General features: G+C 73.0%; 14 protein-coding genes. 6 read left to right on the top strand and 8 right to left on the bottom strand.

Going from position 1 to position 21336, the window contains the following annotated elements:
• Nucleotides 1–100 precede the first annotated feature (100 nt).
• From ABZU74_RS05975 to purE, 4 genes are all read left to right on the top strand, one after another.
• Nucleotides 101–2632, top strand: coding sequence for a bifunctional diguanylate cyclase/phosphodiesterase (locus tag ABZU74_RS05975; RefSeq protein WP_355418960.1), 2532 nt, complete (start codon nucleotides 101–103; stop codon nucleotides 2630–2632).
• A gap of 145 nt (nucleotides 2633–2777) precedes the next feature.
• Nucleotides 2778–4814, top strand: coding sequence for a thioredoxin domain-containing protein (locus ABZU74_RS05970; RefSeq protein WP_355418958.1), 2037 nt, complete (start codon nucleotides 2778–2780; stop codon nucleotides 4812–4814).
• 121 nt (nucleotides 4815–4935) lie between these two features.
• Complete coding sequence (locus ABZU74_RS05965; protein ID WP_210863297.1) at nucleotides 4936–6111, top strand: 5-(carboxyamino)imidazole ribonucleotide synthase; 1176 nt, start codon at nucleotides 4936–4938, stop codon at nucleotides 6109–6111.
• A 32-nt stretch (nucleotides 6112–6143) separates the two neighbouring features.
• Complete coding sequence (purE, locus tag ABZU74_RS05960; protein WP_355418956.1) at nucleotides 6144–6635, top strand: 5-(carboxyamino)imidazole ribonucleotide mutase; 492 nt, start codon at nucleotides 6144–6146, stop codon at nucleotides 6633–6635.
• Between the two features lie 251 nt (nucleotides 6636–6886).
• Here purE and ABZU74_RS05955 read toward each other — a convergent pair whose 3' ends face one another.
• Nucleotides 6887–11782 (bottom strand): permease, encoded by a 4896-nt coding sequence (locus ABZU74_RS05955; protein ID WP_355418954.1) that lies wholly within the window; start codon nucleotides 11780–11782, stop codon nucleotides 6887–6889.
• A 150-nt stretch (nucleotides 11783–11932) separates the two neighbouring features.
• Nucleotides 11933–13360 (bottom strand): UDP-glucose/GDP-mannose dehydrogenase family protein, encoded by a 1428-nt coding sequence (locus tag ABZU74_RS05950; protein WP_355418952.1) that lies wholly within the window; start codon nucleotides 13358–13360, stop codon nucleotides 11933–11935.
• 250 nt (nucleotides 13361–13610) lie between these two features.
• On the opposite strand from ABZU74_RS05950, the gene ABZU74_RS05945 reads away from it, so the two are divergent.
• Entirely contained in the window at nucleotides 13611–14780 is a 1170-nt protein-coding gene (locus ABZU74_RS05945) for an acyl-CoA dehydrogenase family protein (RefSeq protein ID WP_355418950.1), read from the top strand.
• Between the two features lie 52 nt (nucleotides 14781–14832).
• On the opposite strand, the gene ABZU74_RS05940 is transcribed toward ABZU74_RS05945, so the two are convergent.
• The 5 genes from ABZU74_RS05940 to ABZU74_RS05920 are packed head-to-tail and all read right to left on the bottom strand — an operon-like array spanning nucleotide 14833 to nucleotide 19015.
• Nucleotides 14833–15447 carry a hypothetical protein gene (locus tag ABZU74_RS05940; RefSeq protein ID WP_355418948.1) on the bottom strand — a complete coding sequence of 205 codons (615 nt, stop codon included), beginning with the start codon at nucleotides 15445–15447 and terminating at the stop codon, nucleotides 14833–14835.
• Complete coding sequence (locus ABZU74_RS05935) at nucleotides 15444–16832, bottom strand: hypothetical protein (RefSeq protein ID WP_355418946.1); 1389 nt, start codon at nucleotides 16830–16832, stop codon at nucleotides 15444–15446. Before ABZU74_RS05935 ends, ABZU74_RS05940 begins: the two co-directional genes overlap by 4 nt.
• Nucleotides 16829–17629, bottom strand: a complete 801-nt coding sequence (locus tag ABZU74_RS05930) for an ABC transporter ATP-binding protein (protein ID WP_355419149.1) — start codon at nucleotides 17627–17629, stop codon at nucleotides 16829–16831. The genes ABZU74_RS05935 and ABZU74_RS05930 overlap by 4 nt, the downstream gene beginning before the upstream one ends.
• Nucleotides 17630–17663: 34 nt before the next feature.
• Complete coding sequence (locus ABZU74_RS05925; RefSeq protein ID WP_355418944.1) at nucleotides 17664–18467, bottom strand: zf-HC2 domain-containing protein; 804 nt, start codon at nucleotides 18465–18467, stop codon at nucleotides 17664–17666.
• Nucleotides 18464–19015, bottom strand: a complete 552-nt coding sequence (locus ABZU74_RS05920) for a sigma-70 family RNA polymerase sigma factor (protein ID WP_355418942.1) — start codon at nucleotides 19013–19015, stop codon at nucleotides 18464–18466. The genes ABZU74_RS05925 and ABZU74_RS05920 overlap by 4 nt, the downstream gene beginning before the upstream one ends.
• Nucleotides 19016–19323: 308 nt before the next feature.
• Between ABZU74_RS05920 and ABZU74_RS05915 the strand changes: the two genes are divergently transcribed.
• Nucleotides 19324–20616 (top strand): multidrug effflux MFS transporter, encoded by a 1293-nt coding sequence (locus ABZU74_RS05915; protein WP_355418940.1) that lies wholly within the window; start codon nucleotides 19324–19326, stop codon nucleotides 20614–20616.
• Between the two features lie 47 nt (nucleotides 20617–20663).
• Here the strand turns inward: ABZU74_RS05915 and ABZU74_RS05910 are convergent, their stop codons facing one another.
• Nucleotides 20664–21335, bottom strand: a complete 672-nt coding sequence (locus ABZU74_RS05910; protein ID WP_355418938.1) for a hypothetical protein — start codon at nucleotides 21333–21335, stop codon at nucleotides 20664–20666.
• Between the last annotated feature and the right edge of the window lies 1 nt (nucleotide 21336).

Below are 21336 nucleotides of genomic sequence, written 5' to 3'. Positions count from 1 at the left end.
ACCAAAAGTCTCCGAGCCGTGTGCGGGAGGAGGCGCCGATGACCAGCACAGCACCGGCCGCCCGCCGCCACGTCGGTCGGTCGGCTGACGGGGGAGGTCGATGACCTCCGGTGCGGCCGACGACCCGTTCGATCGGCTCGGGGTGCGTGGCACGCCGGGCCGGCTGCTCGTGCTCACCGCCGCCGTCACGCTTACCGCCCTGGCCGCCGCCGCGGTCGGGTTGACCCTCCCGGTCCGGCTGCCGGCCGACGACCCCCTCGGCGGTCCGGCCCGCTTCGGCATCGCCGTCGCCGTCCTGGCCCTCGCCCAGCTCGCCCGGCTGCGGTTCCGTTCGGCCGCGGGCATGGTCAGCATCACCTGGGGCGAGGCCGCCCTGATTGTCTGTCTCTACCTGACCCCAGCCGGTTGGCTCCCGTCGGCCACGCTGCTCGGCACCGGGCTGGCCTGGACCCTGCTGTCACTACACAACGACCGCCGTCCGGCCCTGGAGATCGTCCGGATCGCCGCGTCACTGGCCGCCGCGTCGGCGCTGGCCGTCTCCGTGACCACCGCGCTCGGTCGGCCGCTGCTCTCCCCGCCCACCCCGATGCTGGCGCTCGCCGTCATCGCCGGCGCGGTGACGTACCTCCTGGTGACCGCCTGGCTGGGTGGGGTGACGCTGGGTCTGCGGCACGGTCTGCCGATCGGGCCACCGTTGCTCGCCGCGCTACGCGGCAAGCTGCTGATGTTCGTCGGCAATGTTGCGGTCGGCCTCGTGGTGATCGCTCTGCTCGAGCTGGACCCGCGCTGGTTGCTGTTGCTGCCGCCGCTGCTGTGGCTGTTGCAGCAGACCTACCGTTACCGGCTGCGCTCCGATCAGGAGCGCCGCACCTGGGGCGCCTTCGCCGAGGCCACCGCGGCCCTCAACCAGCTCGACGAGCGGGGCGTGGCCAGCGCGGCGGTCACCGGCGCCCTGACGCTGTTCAACGCCGAGCTGGTCGACGTCGACGTGGCCCGGGCCGACGGCCGGTGGCACCGCTACCGGGGCGACGCCGGCGGTCAGCTGGTCGACCGGGAGACGGGCCCACCGGACCAGCCGGAGCCGGACGAGCACGAGCTGAGCCGGGCGCTGTCGGTCGGCGCCGCGCCGGTCGGTCGGCTGCGGGTGCGTTTCCCCCGCTCGGCCCCGCCCACCGCCCGGGAACACGACGCGGTGGCCGCGTTCGGCGACGCGCTCGCCGCCGCGCTGCACGACGCCGCGACCCATCACGAACTGCGGCTGGTGACCGCCCGTTCGTCGTACGAAGCGGTGCACGACCCGCTCACCGGCCTCGTCAACCGGGCGGCGATGCTGACCAAGGGCGACCAGTCGCTGCGACAGCTCAGCCACGATCACCCGGTGGCGCTGCTGCTGCTGGACATCAACCAGTTCAAGGAAGTCAACGACACCCTCGGCCATGCGGCGGGTGACCAGCTGCTGCGGTTGACCGCGAACCGACTCAACGCGCTGGTCCGCAGCGGCGACCTGCTCGGCCGACTCGGCGGCGACGAGTTCGCCCTGCTGCTCACTGCGGTGCCGGTGCTCGGAGACCGGGCCGCCCCGCTGGCCCACGCGTTGCGCCAGGCCCGCGAGATCGCCGAGCGGCTGGCCGCGCCGACGGAGGTGGCCGGCGTACGGATGTCCATCGAGGTCTCGGTCGGTGTGGTGGTGGCCGCCGCGGGCGCCGCGGACCTGACCGAGTTGCTGCGTCGGGCCGACATCGCGATGTACCAGGCCAAGGAAGGCGGCGGCAACGTCGCCGCGTACGACGGCGCGCGGGATGCGGCCAGCACCGACCAGCTCGCCCTGCTGGCCGAGCTGCGTGAGGCGTTGAAGGTCGACGATCAGCTGGTGCTGGCGTTGCAGCCGGCGGTCGACCTGGCCACGGGCGCCCCCACCGGGGTGGAGGCGCTGATCCGTTGGCAGCACCCCCGGCGTGGGTGGCTGAACCCGGCCGACTTCATCCGGCCGGTGGAGAACAGCGAGCAGCTCGGCGCCTTCACCCGCTACGTGCTGAACAAGGCGCTCAGCGTGGCCGCCGGTTGGGCCCGGGAGGGGTTGGACGTTCCGATCTCGGTCAACCTCTCAGCGCGCAGCCTGCTCGACCCCCGGCTGCCGGCGGAGATCGCCGACGCGTTGCGCCGCCATCAGGTGCCGCCGCACCGGCTCGTTCTGGAGATCACCGAGACGGTGGTGATGAGCGAGCTGGAGGTCATCGACGAGGTGCTGGCGACGCTCCGGTCGATGGGCGTGCAACTCGCTGTCGACGACTTCGGCACCGGCTTCTCGTCGCTGACCTTCCTCACCCGCATCGCGGTGGACGAGTTGAAGGTGGATCGTTCGTTCGTCATCCGGATGGCCGACTCGCCGGAGGCCGCCGCGATCGTCCGGACGACAGTGGGGCTCGCCCACGAGTTGGGGCTGCGGGTGGTCGCCGAGGGCGTGGAGACCGCCGAGCAGCGGATGGCCCTGGCCGAGTTGGGTTGCACCTCCGCGCAGGGCTACCACTTCTTCAAGCCGATGCCGGCGGACAAGATCGGCGCGGTGCTGGGGTCGCTGCGCGACTCGGCGGAGTCGAACGTGTTCCGACTCCGCGCCGACGGCGCCTCCTGAGCAGCCGGCGCGACGTCAGCAGCCGGCGCCACCTCGGTTGATCGGTGTCGGGTGTGACGGCCTACCGCGCCCGGTGCGGTGGCGGGCATTCGACCGTCCGGGCGGAGCCCGCGCGGTCCGCGCCAGGGCTGGCTATGGTCGTCAGGTGAACCGACTCGTCGACGCCACCAGCCCGTACCTGCTCCAGCACGCCGACAACCCGGTCGACTGGTGGCCCTGGTCGGACGACGCGTTCGCCGAGGCGAAGCGCCGCGACGTTCCGGTGCTCATCTCGGTGGGCTACGCGGCCTGCCACTGGTGCCACGTCATGGCGCACGAGTCGTTCGAGAACGCGCAGGTCGGCGCCCTGATGAACGACAACTTCGTGTCGATCAAGGTGGATCGTGAGGAGCGCCCGGACGTGGACGCGGTCTACATGACCGCGACCCAGGCGATGACCGGCCAGGGCGGTTGGCCGATGACCGTCTTCGCCACCCCGGACGGCACCCCGTTCTTCTGCGGCACCTATTTCCCCCGACCCAACTTCGTCCAGTTGCTCCAGTCGGTCGCCACCGCCTGGCGGGAGCAGCGCGAGGCGGTGCTGGGCCAGGGCGCCGCGGTGGTCGAGGCGATCGGCGGCGCGCAGGCCGTGGGTGGCCCCACCGCCCCACTGGACGCCCCGCTGCTCGACGCGGCGGCCACCAAGCTGGCCAGCGAGTACGACGCGACGAACGGCGGGTTCGGTGGCGCGCCGAAGTTTCCGCCGCACATGAACCTGCTCTTCCTGTTGCGCCACCACCAGCGCACCGGCGACCCGGGCAGCCTGGAGATCACCCGGCACACCGCCGAGGCGATGGCCCGGGGCGGCATCTACGACCAACTCGCCGGCGGCTTCGCCAGGTATTCGGTGGACGCGCACTGGACGGTGCCGCACTTCGAGAAGATGCTCTACGACAACGCGCTGCTGCTGCGGGTCTACACCCAGCTGTGGCGACTCACCGGCGACCCGCTGGCCCGCCGGGTTGCCCGGGACACCGCCCGGTTCCTCGCCGACGAGCTGCACCGGCCCGGGCAGGGGTTCGCGTCCGCGCTGGACGCCGACACCGAGGGCGTCGAGGGGCTCACCTACGCCTGGACGCCCGCCCAACTCGTCGAGGCGTTGGGCGAGGAGGACGGCCGGCTCGCCGCCGACCTGTTCACGGTGACCACCGACGGCACCTTTGAACACGGCATGAGCGTGCTCAAGCTCGCCCGGGACGTGGACGATGCCGCGCCCGAGGTCCGCGCCCGTTGGCAGCAGGTGGTCGGGCGGCTGCTCGCGGCCCGGGACACCCGCCCGCAACCGGCCCTCGACGACAAGGTGGTGGCCGCCTGGAACGGCCTGGCGATCACCGCCATCGCCGAATTCCAGCAGGTCGCCGCCGTGTACGCGTCTCCTCAGGACGAGGATGCCAACCTGATGGACGGCGTCACCATCGTCGCCGACGGGGCGATGCGCCAGGCCGCCGAGCACCTGGCCACCGTGCACCTGGTGGACGGCCGGCTGCGCCGGGTCTCCCGGGATGGCAAGGTCGGCGAGCCGGCCGGTGTCCTGGAGGACTACGGCTGTGTGGCCGAGGCCTTCTGCGCGCTGCACCAGCTCACCGGGGAGGGCCGCTGGCTCACCCTGGCGGGCGACCTGCTGGACACCGCCCTGGCACACTTCGCCGCGCCCGGTGGCGCCTTCTACGACACCGCCGACGACGCCGAGCGGCTCGTCGCCCGGCCGGCCGACCCGACCGACAACGCCACCCCGTCCGGCCGGTCGGCGTTGATCGCCGGGCTGGTGGCGTACTCGGCGCTGACGGGGGAGACGCGCTACCGGGAGGCCGCCGAAGCGGCCCTCGGCACTGTCGCGCCGATCGTCGGTAAGCACCCCCGGTTCACCGGCTACGCGGCCATGGTCGGCGAGGCGTTGCTCTCCGGGCCGTACGAGATCGCCGTGGTCACCGACGACCCGGCCGGTGACCCCCTGGTGACCGCCGCCCGCCGGCACGCGCCGCCCGGAGCGGTGGTCGTCGCCGGGCGTCCGGACCAGCCGGGTGTGCCGCTGCTCGCTGACCGTCCGCTGGTCGACGGGCGGTCCGCCGCGTACGTCTGCCGGGGTTTCGTCTGCCAGCGGCCGGTCACCTCGGTCGAGGACCTGGTCGCCGAGCTGGGCTGAGCGCACCGCCACGCCCGGTAGTCGTCAGTGCCGCGCAACGGGTGGTCCCGCCAGCGCTTCCAAGGCGGGTCGCCAGCCCTCCGGCTGGGCCCGTCGGCGGCCCGGATAGGCTGGCCGCGCTATGGATTCCCGTACCGGTCTGCCAGTTGTCGGCATGGTGGGTGGCGGCCAGTTGGCCCGGATGACCCACCAGGCCGCGATCGCCCTCGGCCAGTCACTGCGTGTGCTCGCGACCGCCCCCGACGACGGCGCGGCGCTGGTCGCCGCCGACGTCCAGTACGGCGACCACACCGACCTGGCCGCCCTGCGCACCTTCGCCAAGGGCTGCGACGTCGTCACCTTCGACCACGAGCACGTGCCCTCCGAGCACATCCGCACGCTGGCGGCGGAAGGGGTGCCCCTGTACCCGCCGGCGGACGCGCTGCTGCACGCCCAGGACAAGCAGGTCATGCGGGAACGCCTGACTGAGCTGGGTGCGCCCAACCCGGCCTGGCGGCCGGTCGGCGAGCCCGCTGACCTGGTCGGCTTCGGCGAGCAGGTCGGCTGGCCGGTGGTGCTGAAGGCGGCTCGGGGTGGCTACGACGGCCGGGGTGTCTGGATGGTCGACGACGCGGCCCAGGCCACCGAGCTGGCGACCACGCTGCTCGCCGGCGGCACCCGACTGATCGTCGAGGAGCGGGTGCCGCTGCGACGGGAGTTGGCCGTGCAGGTGGCTCGTTCGCCGTTCGGTCAGGTGGCCGCGTACCCGGTGGTCGAGACGGTGCAGCGCGACGGCATCAACGTGGAGGTGCTGGCCCCGGCGCCCGGCCTGGACGAGGAGCTGGCGGTCTCCGCGCAGCAGCTCGCCATCGACCTGGCCACCGCGCTCGGTGTGATCGGTCTGCTGGCCGTGGAGCTGTTCGAGGTGCGCGACGACGCCGGCCGGCCCGCGATCGTGGTCAACGAGCTGGCGATGCGTCCGCACAACTCCGGGCACTGGACGATCGAGGGTGCCCGGACCTCACAGTTCGAGCAGCACCTGCGGGCTGTGCTGGACTACCCGATGGGTGACACAGCGCTGACCGCCCCGGTGGTCGTGTCGGCGAACGTGCTCGGCGGCGAGCCGGGCGGGATGTCGATCGACGAACGGTTGCACCACCTCTTCGCCGCGGAGCCGGGTGCCAAGGTGCACCTGTACGGCAAGCAGGTGCGACCCGGCCGCAAGATCGGCCACGTCACGGTGCTCGGCGACGACCTGGACGACCTGCGGGCCCGGGCCGCACGGGCCGCGCGTTGGCTGCGCGAGGGCCACGAGTGAGCAACGGTTTCGGGAACGACGAAAGGGCCGCAGTGAGCACGGTTGGCTTGATCATGGGTAGCGACTCGGACTGGCCGACCATGCGGGCCGCCGCCGAGGTGTTGGACGACTTCGGCGTGGCGTACGAGGTGCGGGTGATCTCGGCGCACCGGACTCCGGTCACGATGATCGAGTACGGGCGCGACGCCGCCGACCGGGGCATCAAGGTGATCATCGCGGGGGCCGGGGGTGCCGCCGCGCTGCCCGGCATGGTCGCCTCGGTGACGCCGCTGCCGGTGATCGGTGTGCCGGTGCCGCTGAAGCATCTCGACGGCATGGACTCGCTGCTGTCCATCGTGCAGATGCCGGCCGGGATCCCGGTCGCCACCGTGTCGATCGGCAACGCCCGCAACGCCGGCCTGCTCGCCGTACGGATCCTCGGCGCCAGCGACGAGGGCCTGCGCGCCAAGATGGCGACCTACCAGCAGGACCTGGAGAAGCTGGTGGCAGACAAGGAAGCCGCCCTCCAAGCCACCCTGAGCTAACCTTCCCCGCCCCTGCCCTGCCCTGCCCTGCCCCGGGCCGGCCCGGGCCGGCTCGCCCTCCGGATCTTGCACTTCGGGTTGTCGCTCTGTGGCGTTCACGCCTTATGTCGCCACGGAAAGCGCAAGATCGCGCGTGGCGGCGCGTGGCGGCGCGTGGCGGCGGGTGGCGGCGCGGGCCGGCCCACTCACCGCGCCCACTCACCGCGCCCACTCACCGCGCCCACTCACCCACGCCGCAGGGACCCTCCGGTTCATCTCATGCCGCGCAGGGCGGTCTGTAGGCGTTCCTGGGCGCGGCGGCGACGCTCGTTGCTCGCGCCGAGCACCAGCAGCAGGATGCCCACCGGGATCAGCGCCAGCCACGGGCCCAGGCTGAACAGGGCGTGGATCGCCGTGATCGCGGTGACCGACGCACCGACGATCACCGGCGCCTGCTGCCGACTGGACGAGCCGAAGATCAGCACCGCGACCGCGCCGAGCAGCAGCAGCATCTGCCGCATCGTGCTGGACTCGGTGGCCAGCACGATGGCCAGCGTCGGCACGAAGGCCGCTACCAACGCCGGGCCGTACGCCACCCAGCTGCTCATGTCTGGTCGGTGGCGCAGTTCCAGGACGCCGACGAGGAGGGCCAACGCGGCGAACGGCAGCGTGTACGCCTCGGGCAGCGCCACGTCGGCGACTCGCATCAGGATCCACCACGCGGTGATCTCACAGACCACCACCGCCCAGAACAGGATCCGGCGTTCCACCGGGCGGCGGCCGGGTCGGGTCGCCGCCACCCCGAGGACAGCGCCCCAGGCGGCCAGCAGGGCGGCGATGTGTCGGGGCGAGTCGAAGGCGAGGGCCAGGGCGATCAGCGCGGCAGCGTACCCGCTCCATTCCACCGTGGAGGCCTCCCGTTGCGCCTCGGGGCGGCGCAACCGAGGCAGGGTCGCGGCGAGCACCTGGAGAACCGCACCGACGGCCAGCACCCCGAACGCGGACCAGACCGCCGCCAACCCGGCGACCAGGCCGACGGTGAGCACGAAGAGCTGCGCCATGAGTGAGGCGAAGAGCCAGCCGAGGATCCGCGCCCGCTGGGTGGTGCCGAACAGCGCCGCCACCGCGCCCACCGCGACCGCGCTGCCGAGGGTGAACACTGTCATCTGCCGGTCGGCCAGGCTGCCGGCGAGCCCGGCGCTGCCACCGGCCAGACCGATGGCGAACACCAGCACCCGGGCCAGCCGCAGCGAGCGGGCCCGCTCGACCAGCGGCGGCGGTGGGGTCAGTGCGAGACCGAGCATCGCGATGGTGAAGACGGAGAGCGCGGCGACGGTGCTGGCGGGCCAGCCCTGGCCCAGCGCGATGGGTGCGATGAGCAGCGTGACGGCGGTCCCGGGCAGCACCACCGGGACGGCCCGGGACCGCCGCCCACCGCTGAACCCGGTGGCGGCCAGCGCGGCGGTCGCGGTGAGCAGCAACGCCGTCAGCACGTGGGTCGGGTTGACCACGTCCGGCGGTGGGGTGAGCAGTTCCGGCGGTGGGCCCTGCCAGATCCGGGTCAGGGTGCGGTGCGGCTCGACCAGGGCGGTGACCAGCGCGGGTGCGATCGAGGCGAGCGCCAGGGCGGTCGGCAGCGCCGCCGCGGCCAGCGCACCCGCGGCGGGGTTGACCCGCCACCGTCGTCGCTCCGGGTCGTCCGGAAGCCGCCGTAGGGCGCCGTCGAGGCGTACCGCCCAACGCCGGACCGGCTGGGCTGCGCCGGTCGGCGGGACGGTGGCGGCGCGGATCAGTTCGGCCAGTACGCCGAGCAGGGCGGCGGCGGCCGCGTAGACGCCGGCGGCCAGGCCGGTGGGGATGGCGGCGAGGGCGCTGATGGTGGCCCCGCCGACCACCGCCACGCTGACCCAGGGCAGATATTGCGGCACCTGCCTGCGGACCGCGGCCACGGCGGCCAGGCCGAGGCTGGTCGCCGCGAGGGCGGCGGTCAGCACCACCTGCGCCGAGTGTTCGAACTCGGCGGCCAGTGCCGCCACCGCGCCGGGGAGGGCCAGCAGGGCGGCACCGATCGCCGCGCCACCGATCTGCGCCAGGTGCGGCGGCATTCCGTCGGTGTCGATGTCGGCGACCTGTGGGCCGGCGAGGACGCGGGCCAGGGTGGCCACCACCACGCCGATCAGGGCGATGCTGCCCAGCGCCAGCGCCGTGGTCCACGGGCGGACCAGTCCGGCTCCGGCGGCGTGCAGCGCGACTACCCCGGCCACCGTGGCCCGGGACAGTCCGGCGCGCGCCTCCTCCGTGGCCACCGCGGCCATGCCGAACACGGTGGCCACCATTCCGCCGACCAGGACCGGCGACCACCAGGCCAGATCGAACGCGGCCGGCGCGCCGATCGTGGCGAGCACCACCGCCACCCCGGATACGTCCCAGCGCCAGGGCGGCGGGAGCAGAATGCCGGCGGCGAGGGCCAGCAGCGCCAGCGCGACCGGCGCCTGCCAGGTGGCGCCGCCGACGGGGGCGGCCGGCCAGTCGCTCAGGTCGCCCCTCCAGATCGGGCCGGGGGTGGCCAGCACGCCCACCCCGCCGCGCACCGCCGTCCACCCGGCGAGGACGCCGATCAGGGCGCCGCCGACGGTGAGGCCCAGGATCGGCCCGCGTCGCCACTCCTCCGGCATGCTGCGAGCCGCCACGGCGACCACCAGGAGCAGGGCGGCGGCCACCGCCAGCTGCCCGCCCGGGGCGAGTACCGCGCCGATCCGTACCAGCGTGGCGATCAGGGCGGTGGTGACCGCGGCGGCGGCCAGGTCCGAGCCGTCCAGGGTGAGGTCGGCGCGCCGGCCGGCGTCGATGGAGGGGGCCAGGAAGAGCAGCACCGCCGCGACCAGCAGCAACGCGCCCACCCAGGCGTCGGCGACTGTCGCGCCGGGCGCCCCGAACGCGGCGGCGGTGACCATCAGCGCGCCCAGCCCGGTGCCGACTGACAGCGGCGCGGGGATGTGGCGCTGGGAGACCTGCACGACGGCGGCGTAGCCGAGGGTCACGCAGACTGCCAGGAAGCTGGCCGCCAGGACCGGGACGGTCACCTCGCGGAGGCTCGCCGGGGTGGGGGTCGGGTCGCTCGGCATGGTGGCGGCCACGAACGCGGCCACCGCCCCGGGCAGCGCGAACGCGGCGCCACCGGCCGCCCAGGCGGTGACCGTGTCGGAGGCGGCCGAGGCGATCCGGACCCGGGGCGCCAGCGCGACCACCGTGCCGGCCACGAACAGGGTGATCAGGACCGCGGCCGTCAGGGTGGGGCTGGACAGGCTGGCACCCGCCCCGAACAGGCCGACAGCGGCCGCCCCGACGGCGTGCGCCACCGCGGCACGGTCGGTGCGGGCGGAGAGCCCGATGACCCCGATGCCGATCGCGGCGATCACCATGGGCCAGGGTGCGATCGCCCAGCCGAGACCGAACGAGGCCGGGACGGCGAGCGCGGTCAACGCCGCCCCGGCGACAGCGAACTCCCGGCGGATCTCGGTGGGCAGGGCCAGCACCGCAGCGATGGTGAGCAGGAATGCCGCAGCCGCGAGCTGCCAGGTGGTCGGCCCGACCGCGGCGGCCAACTCGTCTTGGTACCGGCTGAGGTCGGGGTCCCAGGCGGGCAGCGCCGCCCGGACCGGTGCCACCCCGGCGCGTAGCGCGCCGCCGGCGACCACCAGACCGCTGACGGTCAGTGCCACCGCGGAGGCGATCTGTGGGCCCCGTCGGGCCGCCTCCGGGACCGCGCGCACCGCGAGCCCGGTCACCGTGATGACCGCCGCGATCAGCAGCAGCGCCCGGCCGGGGAGTGCCACCGAGGCGATTCGGCTGAGCGCGCCGATCACGGCCAGGGTGACGATGCCGGCCGCCACGTCGGGCAGTGGCGGGCGACGCAGCACCAGCGCGCCGGCCAGCCCGATCAGGGCGGCCAGCAGCAGCACCACCCCGGCGCCGGTCGCGGTCGGCACGGTCTCCGCCCGCAGCAGGGCGGTGACCGCGTACGCCAGCGAGACGGCGACAGCCAGAGCGTGCAGCAACCAGGTCAGCTCACGCAGCCCCGGCACCGGGCGGGTCGGCTGCGGCTCGGCGGAACCCGCACTGGCGTCGATCAGCTCGGCGGCCTCCTCCGGGTCGCCCTCCGGCCGGCTCTCGCCGTCACGTTCGCGCGGCGCGGACGGCGTGGCCGGCGACGGCAGGTCCTGCCGGACGGGGCGTTCGACTGTCACGCCGGAGCGGGCCAGGCCGAGGTTGACCAGGGCGACCACTGCCAGCACCAGCGCCCAGCCACCCGGACCGGTGATCTGGTCGTACGCCAGCAGAGGCAGCACCGGCTGCGCGGCGAGCACGGTGGCGAAGCGGGGCGCGCGCAGACCCGTCCAACCGGCGTACCCGAAGGCGACGGCGGCGGTGACAGCGAAGATGACCCCGGCGAAGACAGTTCCGGAGCCGCTGCCGGTGCCGATCCGGTCCACCGCCCAGAGGGCGTTGCCGGCGAGCGGCACCAGCAGCAGGCCGACGGCGGCGATGGTCTCGGCGGTCGAGGTGAGCGCGCGCCGGGCCAGCGTCGGTGGGGCGAGCAGCATCAGCACGGTGGCCAGGAGCAGGATGCCGAGCCGGGCGAGCGCGTCCATCGAGCTGGTTGCCACCGCGGCGAAGACCACCGCGGCCACTGCGAGCAGCAGCGCGCCCAGCCCGAGGGGGATGTTCTGCACCTCGCGCGAGGACGCCTCCGGCGGGTGCTCCGGGTCGTCCACGTCCAGCCAGGCGGCGCGGGGCGGGGGTGGCGGCGGATCCTCCGGGGCGGGTGGGGTGCCCTGGCGGGGCACCCGGGGCGGCGCTCCCATGGTGGCGGTCGGTGGCCGTCGGCCGGGGCGACGGCGGAGCACCCGCCGTGGCCGGGTGGCCTGCTTGATCCGCTCCTCGCCGGCGTGGGCGAGGATGTCCCGCTGGAAGAGCGCGGCCTGCATCTTGGCGGCGATCTGCCGCTGCTCGCGGGCGATGGCGGCGTCGCGCGCCTTCATCTCCGCGATCGAACGCTCAATGTCGGCCAGGTGCTCGACCCACTGTGGTTGGTCTGCCCCACAGTGCGGGCATCGGACGGCCGGCTTGATCTCCCGGCCGCACGAGGAGCATTGAAAGGTCGCCACGACACCCCTCCACCCGCACTGTGGACTTCCACTGTCGCAGCATGCCCAAAGCTGGCGCGGATTTCGACTCTTGTCGGCGGGTCCGGGGCAAACAACGACACCGGCCGGCCATCGAGATGCTCGATGACCGGCCGGTGGGCGTCGGTTGCGTCAGGGGCGACCCATGCCCCGGTACTCCCAGCCCGCCTGGGTCCACAGTGCGGGGTCGAGGCAGTTGCGGCCGTCGACGACCTTGCGACCCTTCACCAACTCGCCGAGGGCGACCGGATCGGCGTTGCGGAAGTCGGCCCACTCGGTGAGAACGCAGACCAGGTCGGCGTCGCTGACCGCCTCGTTGATGCTGCCCTCGTAGGTCAACTCGGGAACCGCGCGGCGGGCGTTCTCGGTGCCCTGCGGGTCGTACACGTGCACGTCGGCGCCGGCCTTCTGCAACAGTGCGGCGACGGCGAGCGCCGGGGCGTCGCGGACGTCGTCGGTGTTGGGCTTGAAGGTAGCGCCGAGCACGGCGATCCGGGTGCCGGAGAAGTCCGGGCCGGCCGGCCCGGAGCGGCGGCCGAGCAGGTCCGCGGCGAGCTGAAGCACCCGGGTACGCCGACGCAGGTTGATCAGATCGACCTCGTGCAGGAAGCGCAGCGCCTCACCGGCGCCCAGCTCCTGGGCGCGGGCCTGGAAGGCCCGGATGTCCTTGGGCAGGCAGGCGCCTCCGAAGCCGAGGCCGGCCTGGAGGAACCGGTTGCCGATCCGCGGGTCGTAGCCGATCGCACGGGCCAGCTGGGTGACGTCGCCACCGGAGGCCTCGCAGACCTCGGCCATCGCGTTGATGAAGGAGATCTTGGTGGCCAGGAAGGCGTTCGCGGCGACCTTGACCAGCTCCGCGGTGGAGAAGTCGGTGACCACCAGGGGCACCTCGCGGTCCTCCGTGGCGGCCAGGTCGAACACGCCCTTGTGCGCGGCGTAGAGCATGCCGTTGGCCCACTCGCTCTTGACGCCGACCACGATCCGGTTGGGTCGCAGGACGTCGTCGACGGCGAAGCCCTCCTGGAGGAACTCGGGGCTCCAGGCCACCTCGACGTCCAGGTCGTGGGGGGTGTGCTTGCCGACGAGCTGCTCGACCCACTCGGCGGTGCCGACCGGCACGGTGGACTTGCCGACGATCAACGCCTTGCGGGTCAGGTGCTGCGCGAGGCTGGTGACGGACGCCTCGACGTACGACAGGTCGGCGCCCATGCCGTCGGCCCGCTGGGGGGTGCCGACGCAGATGAAGTGCACGTCACCGAATTCGGCGGTCTCGGCGATGTCGGTGCTGAACCGGAGCCGGCCGGCGGCGAGGTTGCGCTTGAGCAGCTCGTCCAGGCCGGGCTCGTGGATCGGCACCTGACCGGCGTTCAGCATCGCGATCTTGTCCGCGTCGACGTCGAAGCCGAGTACCTCGTACCCCAGTTCGGCGTAGCAGATGGCGTACGTCGCACCGAGGTAACCAGTCCCCAGGAACGTCACCCGCGGCCGGGGTGCGCCTGAGGGCGGTGTCACCGCGGCGATGGCGGGGGTCGGCTGGATGGTGGGGTAGGGGATCGTCACGCCTGTCTTCTCCGCTCGCACTGGCGTCGCGTCGTCGCGTCGCATTCTGCTGCGGCGCCTGGGCGGGGCACCGGAGGGTGGCTCACTGTCTCGGTCTCCATCATCGCCCAGCGCGTTAGGTGCACCATCTTGCCCATACCTACGCGCCGGTAACATCACCTGAACTGCAGTCGCTAGTCTTCAGTCTGCGCGGTCGGCGGTCAGGAGTCGTCACAGACTGCGCATGATAGTGGTGAAGGGGAGGGCCGAGATGGCCGCAGGGGAGTCGTTCGACGTCTACCGGTTGCCCGAGGAGCACCAGGCGATCCGGGAAGCGGTGCGTGAGGTGTGCGCCGCGAAGGTGGCTCCGCACGCCGCGGAGGCCGACGAGACCGGGGAGTTCCCCAAGGCGTCGTACGACGCGCTGCGGGCGGCCGACTTCCACGCCCCGCACATCCCCGAGGAGTACGGCGGCGCGGGCGCGGACGCGCTGGCCACCGCCATTGTCATCGAAGAGGTGGCGCGCGCCTGCGCGTCCTCCTCGCTGATCCCGGCGGTGAACAAACTCGGCACGATGCCACTGCTTTTGTCCGGTTCCGCCGACCTCAAGCGTCGTTACCTGACGCCTGTCGCGGCCGGTGAGGCGATGTTCTCGTACTGCCTCTCGGAGCCGGAGGCGGGCAGCGACGCGGCGTCGATGACGACCCGGGCGGTACGTGACGGGGATCACTGGGTGCTCAACGGCGTGAAGCGCTGGATCACGAACGCCGGCGTCTCGGAGTTCTACACCGTCTTCGCCGTCACCGACCCGGCCGCCCGGTCCCGTGGCATCTCGGCCTTCGTGGTCGAGAAGTCCGACCCCGGGGTGAGCTTCGGCGCGCCGGAGAAGAAGCTCGGGATCAAGGGCTCGCCCACCCGCGAGGTCTACCTCGACAACGTGCGTATCCCGGCCGACCGGATGATCGGCGCGGAGGGCACCGGCTTCGCGACCGCGATGAAGACCCTGGACCACACCCGGGTCACCATCGCCGCGCAGGCCGTCGGGATCGCGCAGGGCGCGCTCGACTACGCCAAGGGGTACGTGGCCGAGCGTCGACAGTTCGGCAAGGCGGTCGCCGAGTTCCAGGGGATCCAGTTCATGCTCGCCGACATGGGCATGAAGCTGGAGGCGGCCCGGCAGCTCACCTACGCGGCGGCCGGCAAGTCGGAGCGTGGCGACGCGGATCTCACCTACTTCGGTGCGGCGGCGAAGTGCTTCGCCTCGGACGCCGCCATGGAGATCACCACCGACGCGGTGCAGTTGCTCGGTGGCTACGGCTACACGCGGGACTACCCGGTCGAGCGGATGATGCGGGACGCCAAGATCACTCAGATCTACGAGGGCACCAACCAGGTGCAGCGGATCGTGATGGCGCGGCAACTGCTGGCGGGCGTCGTCTAGGACGGGTTCCGGTGCTCCGGTGCTCCGGGGTTCCGGAGCACCGGACTGTCCGTCACCGGTCGGGGCCGGTCTCGCTCACCGGCCGCACTGGGCAACCCCGCAGGGCGTACGCGAGCAGACCGGTCGCCGCCAGGACGGCGGCGCAGGCGGTGGCGGCGGTGGTGCCGGCGGGTTGGATCAGCCAGCCGGCGACCTGCATCTTCAGCTCCCGGCTGGGCCCCATCATCGGCAGTGCCGCGATGAGGGTCCAGGTCAGCGGGGCGATCCAGGACAGGGCGGCGCCCAGCACTGTGGCGCCGAGCGCGGTCAGCCCGAGCAGCCCCGCGGTGTTGCGCAGCACCAGGGCGAACGGTTCGTAGCGCGTGTCGGTGATCATGCTGAGGGATAGCAGCGCGGTGATGGCGGCGGCGGCGAGCAGCAGGTGCCCGGCGCGGCGTACCGGCCAGTTGACCGCCATGGTGTGGTCGAGGGCGCCGTCGGCGCCGCTGAGAGTGGTGCCGACCGCGACCACCGCCAGCATGATGGCGAGGCTGGCCGTCCGGGCGTTGATGGTCGCCGAATCGGTGTAGGCCAGCGACAGCGCCCACGCCAGCGCGATCGAGGCGGTCACGGTGGCCAGGGCGAGCGGGACCCGGCGGGAACGCAGGTGCAGCTGAAGCCACCTCACGGCTGACCCTTCGGCAGGATCGCCACCAGTTCGTCGTCCCGGCAGGCCAGTACGCCATCGCGTACCGCGGCCATCCGGCGTCGTTGCTCGACCTCCGGCAGGCTCGCCAGCGCCTGGTACGCGCTCTCCAGCAGCGCCGTCTCCTCGGGTGCCCAACCGGGCTGCGGGGCCGGTGGTCGACCGGTCAGCCAGGCGGCGGCGACCATCCGGGCCCGGTACACGTCGCCCCGAACCGACTGGTCGCCGCACTCCTGCTGCCAGGCGGCCTCCAGCAGGGACGGCAGGAAGTAGTCGTCGGACAGGTCGGCGCGGCCGAGGCGGTCGATGGTGGGAGTGTCGAAGACGATCGTGTCGGCGGAGTGCCGGGGCGGTGCCTGGTCCGGGTCCAGCCGTGCCCAGTAGGTGACCTGTTGGGTCTCCACCGCCCGGACCGGCGCGTTTGGCAGCTTCGCCGCCATCATGCCGAGCGCCTGGCGGGCGGGGCCGACGACGGCGGGCAGCAGCCCGGCGTGTGCCCGCGTCACGCAGACCTGCGGGCCGTCGTTGTCGCAGACCAACTCGATGGCGACCGGGTCGACGACCGCCGCCCCGCGGGCTCCGCCGACGGGCAGGAGCGGTAGGGCGACCGCGACGCCGAGCAGAGCCGGGAGCACGGCGAACGCGATCGCGCGGCGACGGACCGCGCCCAGCAGCAGCAGGCCGGTCGCGGCGAGGGACACCAGCCACAGCGCCTGGAGCAGGCTGACCCGTGTCGCGATCGTCTGGAAGTCGTCCAGGCCGGTGATCGTCGGCACGAGCAGCACCGCCGCCGGTTCCGGCGGCGCGTGCGTGAGGTCCGTGGTCATCGCGGACGACATGGCCAACTCCGGCACCAACCCCACCAGGACGAAGCCGACCACGGCGAGGACCGGCGCGGTGATCACCCGGGGTACGGCCCGGCCGGCGGCCATGCCCAGCCAACCCGCGGCGATCAGCGCCGGAACGCCGACCGCTGTGACGACGATCGTCGCGCTCGGGAAGTAACCCGAGGTGGGCGCCACCCATCCGGCCGCGATGAGAAACACCAGGAGGTACGCGGTCACCACCGAGACCGCCAGAGCGCCGGCGGTCGGGACGACGCGCTGCCACCGCGGCCGGACGGTGCTGGCGAACAATTCGTTGACCCGGTGGCGCGCGTCGCGCCGGCCCAGCCATGCCCCACCGGCCAACGCGAGCGGCAGCAGCACGATCAGCGTCGACCGGGCGAGCACCGCCAGCTGCATCCACCGCCCCGCGAAGAACTGGGTGGACGACAGCAGCAACGCCGCGCCGGTCACCAGCAGCAACAGGGCGACGCCCAGCGCCGCCGAGCGGCGCAGTTCGATGCGGAGGATGCGTCCCGTCATGCCGACACCCGCCCACGGTAGGCGCGCAGCACCGACGAGTAGCCACGTTCGGCGGCGCTGTCACCGGCGTCGCCGGCGCCACCCTGCTCGGTGAGCTGCCCGGTGGTGCCCTGCCACACCAGCCGGCCCTCACTGACCAGCACCACGTCGGAGCAGGCCACCGCCACGTCCTCGACCAGGTGGGTGGAGACGAGCACGCAGCTGTCCAGGCCGATCTCCCGCAGCAGCTCGCGGAAGTCGAGGCGTTGCTCCGGGTCCAGACCGACCGTCGGCTCGTCGAGCAGCAGCACCGCCGGGTCGTTGACGATCGCCTGGGCGATGCCGGCACGGCGCAGCATCCCGCCGGACAGCGTCTTCATCCGGGAGTCGGCGCGGTCCGCCAGACCCACCCGTTCGACGGCCCGCTGCACCGCGCCGGGGATGACCGCCTTCGGCATCTCCTTGAGCCAGGCGATGTACTCGACGAACTCCCGGACCGTGAAGCGCGGGTAGAAGCCGAAGTGCTGCGGCAGGTAGCCCAGGCCGCGGCGTACCTGGCGGAGGTCCGCGTTGCCGGTGACCTCGCCGCCCAGCAGGGTCAGCCGCCCACCGGCCGGCTTCACCACAGTGGCCAGGGCTCGCATCAACGTCGTCTTTCCGGCGCCGTTGGGGCCGAGCAGCCCGTGCACACCGGTGCCCAACCTCAGGTCGAGCTCGTTGACCGCGAGGTGTCGGCCGGCCCGGACCTGCAACTTCTCGGCGTGCACCGCCCACGGATAGGTGGACGGAGCGGTCTCCGCCACGCTGACCGTACGCATCATGATCTCTCCATTCGGCAGTGGCTCGACGCCGTCATCGGTGCAGAAGGTTCTGGTGCGGGTCGTACGGCCGGCGCAGGGCTCGCACCAGCGCGACGGCCGTCGACGCCACGGTGGCCAGCGCCCACCACGGCAGGCTGTTGTCCGTGAGGATCGTCGGGAGTCGCCCGTCGGCGAGGCTGGGTACGACCACACCGGCGGACCAGGCGACGGTCAACGCGAGTGCGGCCCGGTCGACCCCCACCACCGTGCCCAGCGCCAACGCGCCGGCGGTGAACCCCAGGACGGGCAGCAACCAGAGGCCGGGGGAGTGTCCGGTGACCCAGCCCGCCACCGCCAGCACCGGTATCACCGCCGACAGCACCCCCAACGTGCGGCGCATCAGCAGCGCCAAGCCGGTGCGGGGCATGGTGGCCGTCAACTCCCAGGCCGGGTCGAGGCGTCGGCTCCAGACCGCGGCCACCGGCAGCAGTGGCGCCACCGGCGCGATCAGCAGCACCAGCGACGGCAGGCTGTCGAACGTCCACTCGAACAGGGCGGCGGCCAGCATCAGCCCGGTGGCGGTGACCAGCCAGGGCAGGACCCGTGCGGCGACCCCGGTGCGCAGCAGCAAATGACGGCGTACCGGACCCGGGCCGGTGGCGATGCCGGTGGCGATGTCGTCCGCCACCCGGTCCAGCAGATCCCGCGTGCCCGGGTCGACGGCGTCGGCCAGCACCGCTCGGCAGGCGGCGCAGGTTTCCAGATGCGCCTCGACCGCCCAGATGGCCGTGTCGTCGACGTCGGCGTCACCGGAGGCGTACTGGGAGATGAGGGTGGGCGTCGGGTGAGTGGTCATGACAGCGCCTCCCGGAGGGCGATTCGGGCCCGGCGGGCGCGGGTTTTCACTGTCCCTTCCGGCATGCCGAGCAGCAGCGCGGTCTCCCGCGCGGTCAACCCGTCCAGGACCATCGAGCGCAGCACCTGACGGAGTTCCGCAGGCAGCTCGTGCAGGGCCCGCTCCAGGTTGGCGTCCAACCCGCCGGCCAGCGCCTCGTCCTCGGCCGCCGGCGCCACGGTCTCGAAGGTCCGCACCGACGGGACCCGCTCCCGTCGGGCCCGGTGGCGGAACGCGTCGATCAGCCGGTGCGCGGCGATCGTCCACAACCAGCCCACCGCGCTGCCGGATACGGAGGCCTGCGCCTGACTGCCGGCAGACCGCCAGACCGCCAGGTACGTCTCCTGCAGCACCTCGGCCACCACGTCCTCGTCGGCGCAGCGCCGACGCAGTCGCGCGGTCAACCACGGGGCGGTACGCCGGTACAGCGCGTCGAACGCGCGCCGGTCGCCCCGCGCGACGCGGCGAAGGAGTTCACCCTCGTCGAGCCCGTCCAGACTTCGTTTCACACCTGGCAAGACGACCCGTGCCCCGACCCCGGTTCTGATTTCGTTGTGACCCTGGTCACACACGGCGAGGTTGGGCGGGGCGGGGTGACTCCCCACACACCGGGAACGTCACCCGCCGCCGAGGTGTTGCCGAACGAGAGAATCACCCTCGGATGATCGCCCCACCCGGCCGCCCCCGCCACGACCCCTGCCTCGTCACGTCCACGCTGCCCACCGTCCGGGCACCCCACGCCGTGCCGCCGCGTCCCCGCGGTCCCGGTGACGCCCCGCGCCGCCGCTCGTGACGACGCACCCGCAGAGAGATCGAGATGATGAAGCAGCTGGTGGAGAAGACCGGACCCGAGCCCGCCGTCGTGCAGGAGGTGCTGCCCGGCGACCTGATGACCAACCGTCAGCGGGCGCAACTCGTCCTCGTGCTGGGCGCGTTGATCGCGATCGGCCCGTTGACCATCGACATGTACCTGCCCGCGCTGCCCGCGATCACGGCGGGCCTGCAGACCACCGAGACCGCGGTGCAGTTGACGCTGACCGGCACGCTCGTCGGCCTCGCGTTGGGCCAACTGCTGATCGGGCCGCTCTCCGACGTGGTCGGGCGGCGGATGCCGTTGCTGGCCGGGTTGGCCGCGCACATCGTGGCCTCCGTGCTGTGCGTCTTCGCGCCCAACATCGCGGTGCTCGGAGGGCTGCGCGTACTCCAGGGGCTCGGCGTCGCGGCGGCCACCGTGGTCGCGACGGCGGTGGTCCGCGACCTGTTCAGCGGGGCCTCCTTCGCCCGGATCTTCTCCCGGCTGATGCTCGTCATGGGCCTGGCGCCCATCCTCGCGCCGACGCTGGGCAGTGGCCTGCTGAGCTGGACCGACTGGCGGGGTGTCTTCGCGGCGTTGGCGGTGCTGGGCGCGCTGTTGATCGTCGTGGCCGCGGTCCGGCTCCCGGAGACCCTTCCGATGGCGCGTCGGCGGCACGGCGGGGTGCGCGCCACCCTGCGCGACTACCGGGGGTTGGTCAACGACCGGGCGTTCGTCGGCCTGGTACTGGTCGCCGGGCTGGCGATGGCGGCCCTGTTCGCGTACGTCTCGGGTTCGTCGTTCGTGCTCCAGCAGGAGTACGGCCTCGACGAGCAGCAGTTCGGCATCGCCTTCGGTGCCGGCGCGGTGGGCCTGATCGGGGCCACCCAGTTCAACGTGCGACTGCTGCGCCGCTACACCCCGCGGCAGATCCTGGTCAGCGCCCTGATCGCCGGCACGGCGGCCGGCCTGCTGCTGGTCATGTTCGCGGCGACCGGCTTCGGTGGCCTGGGCACCCTGCTTGCGTCACTGTGGCTGGTCCTGGCCGCAGCCGGCCTCGCCCTGCCGAACGCGCCGGCGCTGGCCATGAGCCGGCACAGCGAGGCCGCTGGCACCGCCGCGGCGCTGCTCGGCGCGGTGCAGTTCGGCATCGGCGCGGTGTCGGCGCCGCTGGCCGGTCTGTTCGGCACCGGAAGCGTGCCGATGGCGATCGTCATCGCGGGCGGCATGGCCGCCGCACTGGTCGTCATGCTGCTCGTCGTGCCCCGCGCCAGTCTCGGCACCGTCGACCCGGACCTGGCGGTCGCGCTGCACTAGCCCGGAAGAGACGGAGGGCGGGCCGGTCCACCGGCCCGCCCTGACGATCAGCGGATCTCGGTGGTGTCCTCGGGGCGCGGCTGACCGCGCGGTGGGGCGGACCAGGGTGATTCGCCGCCCACCCGGCGGGGCAACGGTTCGGTAGGTGTCGAGTCGGCCGGGTAACCCAGAGTGAGTGGCGCGTTGTCGCGCTCGGTGGGCGCCGGGGCCGGCCAGTCGGTCATTGTGAAGTCGTCGTCGCGGGGGCCTCCGTCCGACGCGGGGGTGGGTGCCGTGGCCGGTTCGGTCGCCGCGCTCGGCCACTGCCGCCAACGCTGTTGGCTGAACGCCGCCATCAGCAGCAGCAGGCCGATCAGGAAGAGCGTGCCGTTCTCCACTGGCAGTCGTAGCGGCAGCGGATCGCCGAACACCTTCCACTCGTGCGGGATCGCGTCCCGCACCGAGAAGGGCGCCACGAACATCCCGATGTACGGGGTGACCAGCAGCGCCCCGGCCACCATCGGGCCCAGCGGCGAGAAGCGCAGCGTGCCCAGCAGGCCCAGCAGGACACCGCCGACACCGAGGTAAACGGCCGGCTCGATCAGGTTGGCGGTGTTGAACGTGCCGATCTCCACCCAGCGGTCGACCGTCCGGCTCGACCCGTCCTGCCCCAGTGTGACCAGCACCCAGGTGATGGGCGCCACCACCAGCCCGGCGAGGAAGCTCCAGAGATGTCGCATC

Origin of the sequence: Micromonospora sp. NPDC005171, from assembly GCF_040608575.1 — a bacterium.
GTDB lineage: Bacteria > Actinomycetota > Actinomycetes > Mycobacteriales > Micromonosporaceae > Micromonospora.
This window is presented reverse-complemented; position numbering and strand designations above follow the sequence as displayed.

Bases quoted from the DNA above. Each gene is read 5' to 3' on its own strand.
- ABZU74_RS05975 (WP_355418960.1), top strand. From the start codon at position 101: ATGACCTCCGGTGCGGCCGACGACCCGTTCGATCGGCTCGGGGTGCGT.
- ABZU74_RS05965 (WP_210863297.1), top strand. From the start codon at position 4,936: ATGGATTCCCGTACCGGTCTGCCAGTTGTCGGCATGGTGGGTGGCGGC.
- ABZU74_RS05945 (WP_355418950.1), top strand. From the start codon at position 13,611: ATGGCCGCAGGGGAGTCGTTCGACGTCTACCGGTTGCCCGAGGAGCAC.
- ABZU74_RS05935 (WP_355418946.1), bottom strand. From the start codon at position 16,832: ATGACGGGACGCATCCTCCGCATCGAACTGCGCCGCTCGGCGGCGCTG.
- ABZU74_RS05930 (WP_355419149.1), bottom strand. From the start codon at position 17,629: ATGCGTACGGTCAGCGTGGCGGAGACCGCTCCGTCCACCTATCCGTGG.
- ABZU74_RS05925 (WP_355418944.1), bottom strand. From the start codon at position 18,467: ATGACCACTCACCCGACGCCCACCCTCATCTCCCAGTACGCCTCCGGT.
- ABZU74_RS05915 (WP_355418940.1), top strand. From the start codon at position 19,324: ATGATGAAGCAGCTGGTGGAGAAGACCGGACCCGAGCCCGCCGTCGTG.
- ABZU74_RS05910 (WP_355418938.1), bottom strand. From the start codon at position 21,335: ATGCGACATCTCTGGAGCTTCCTCGCCGGGCTGGTGGTGGCGCCCATC.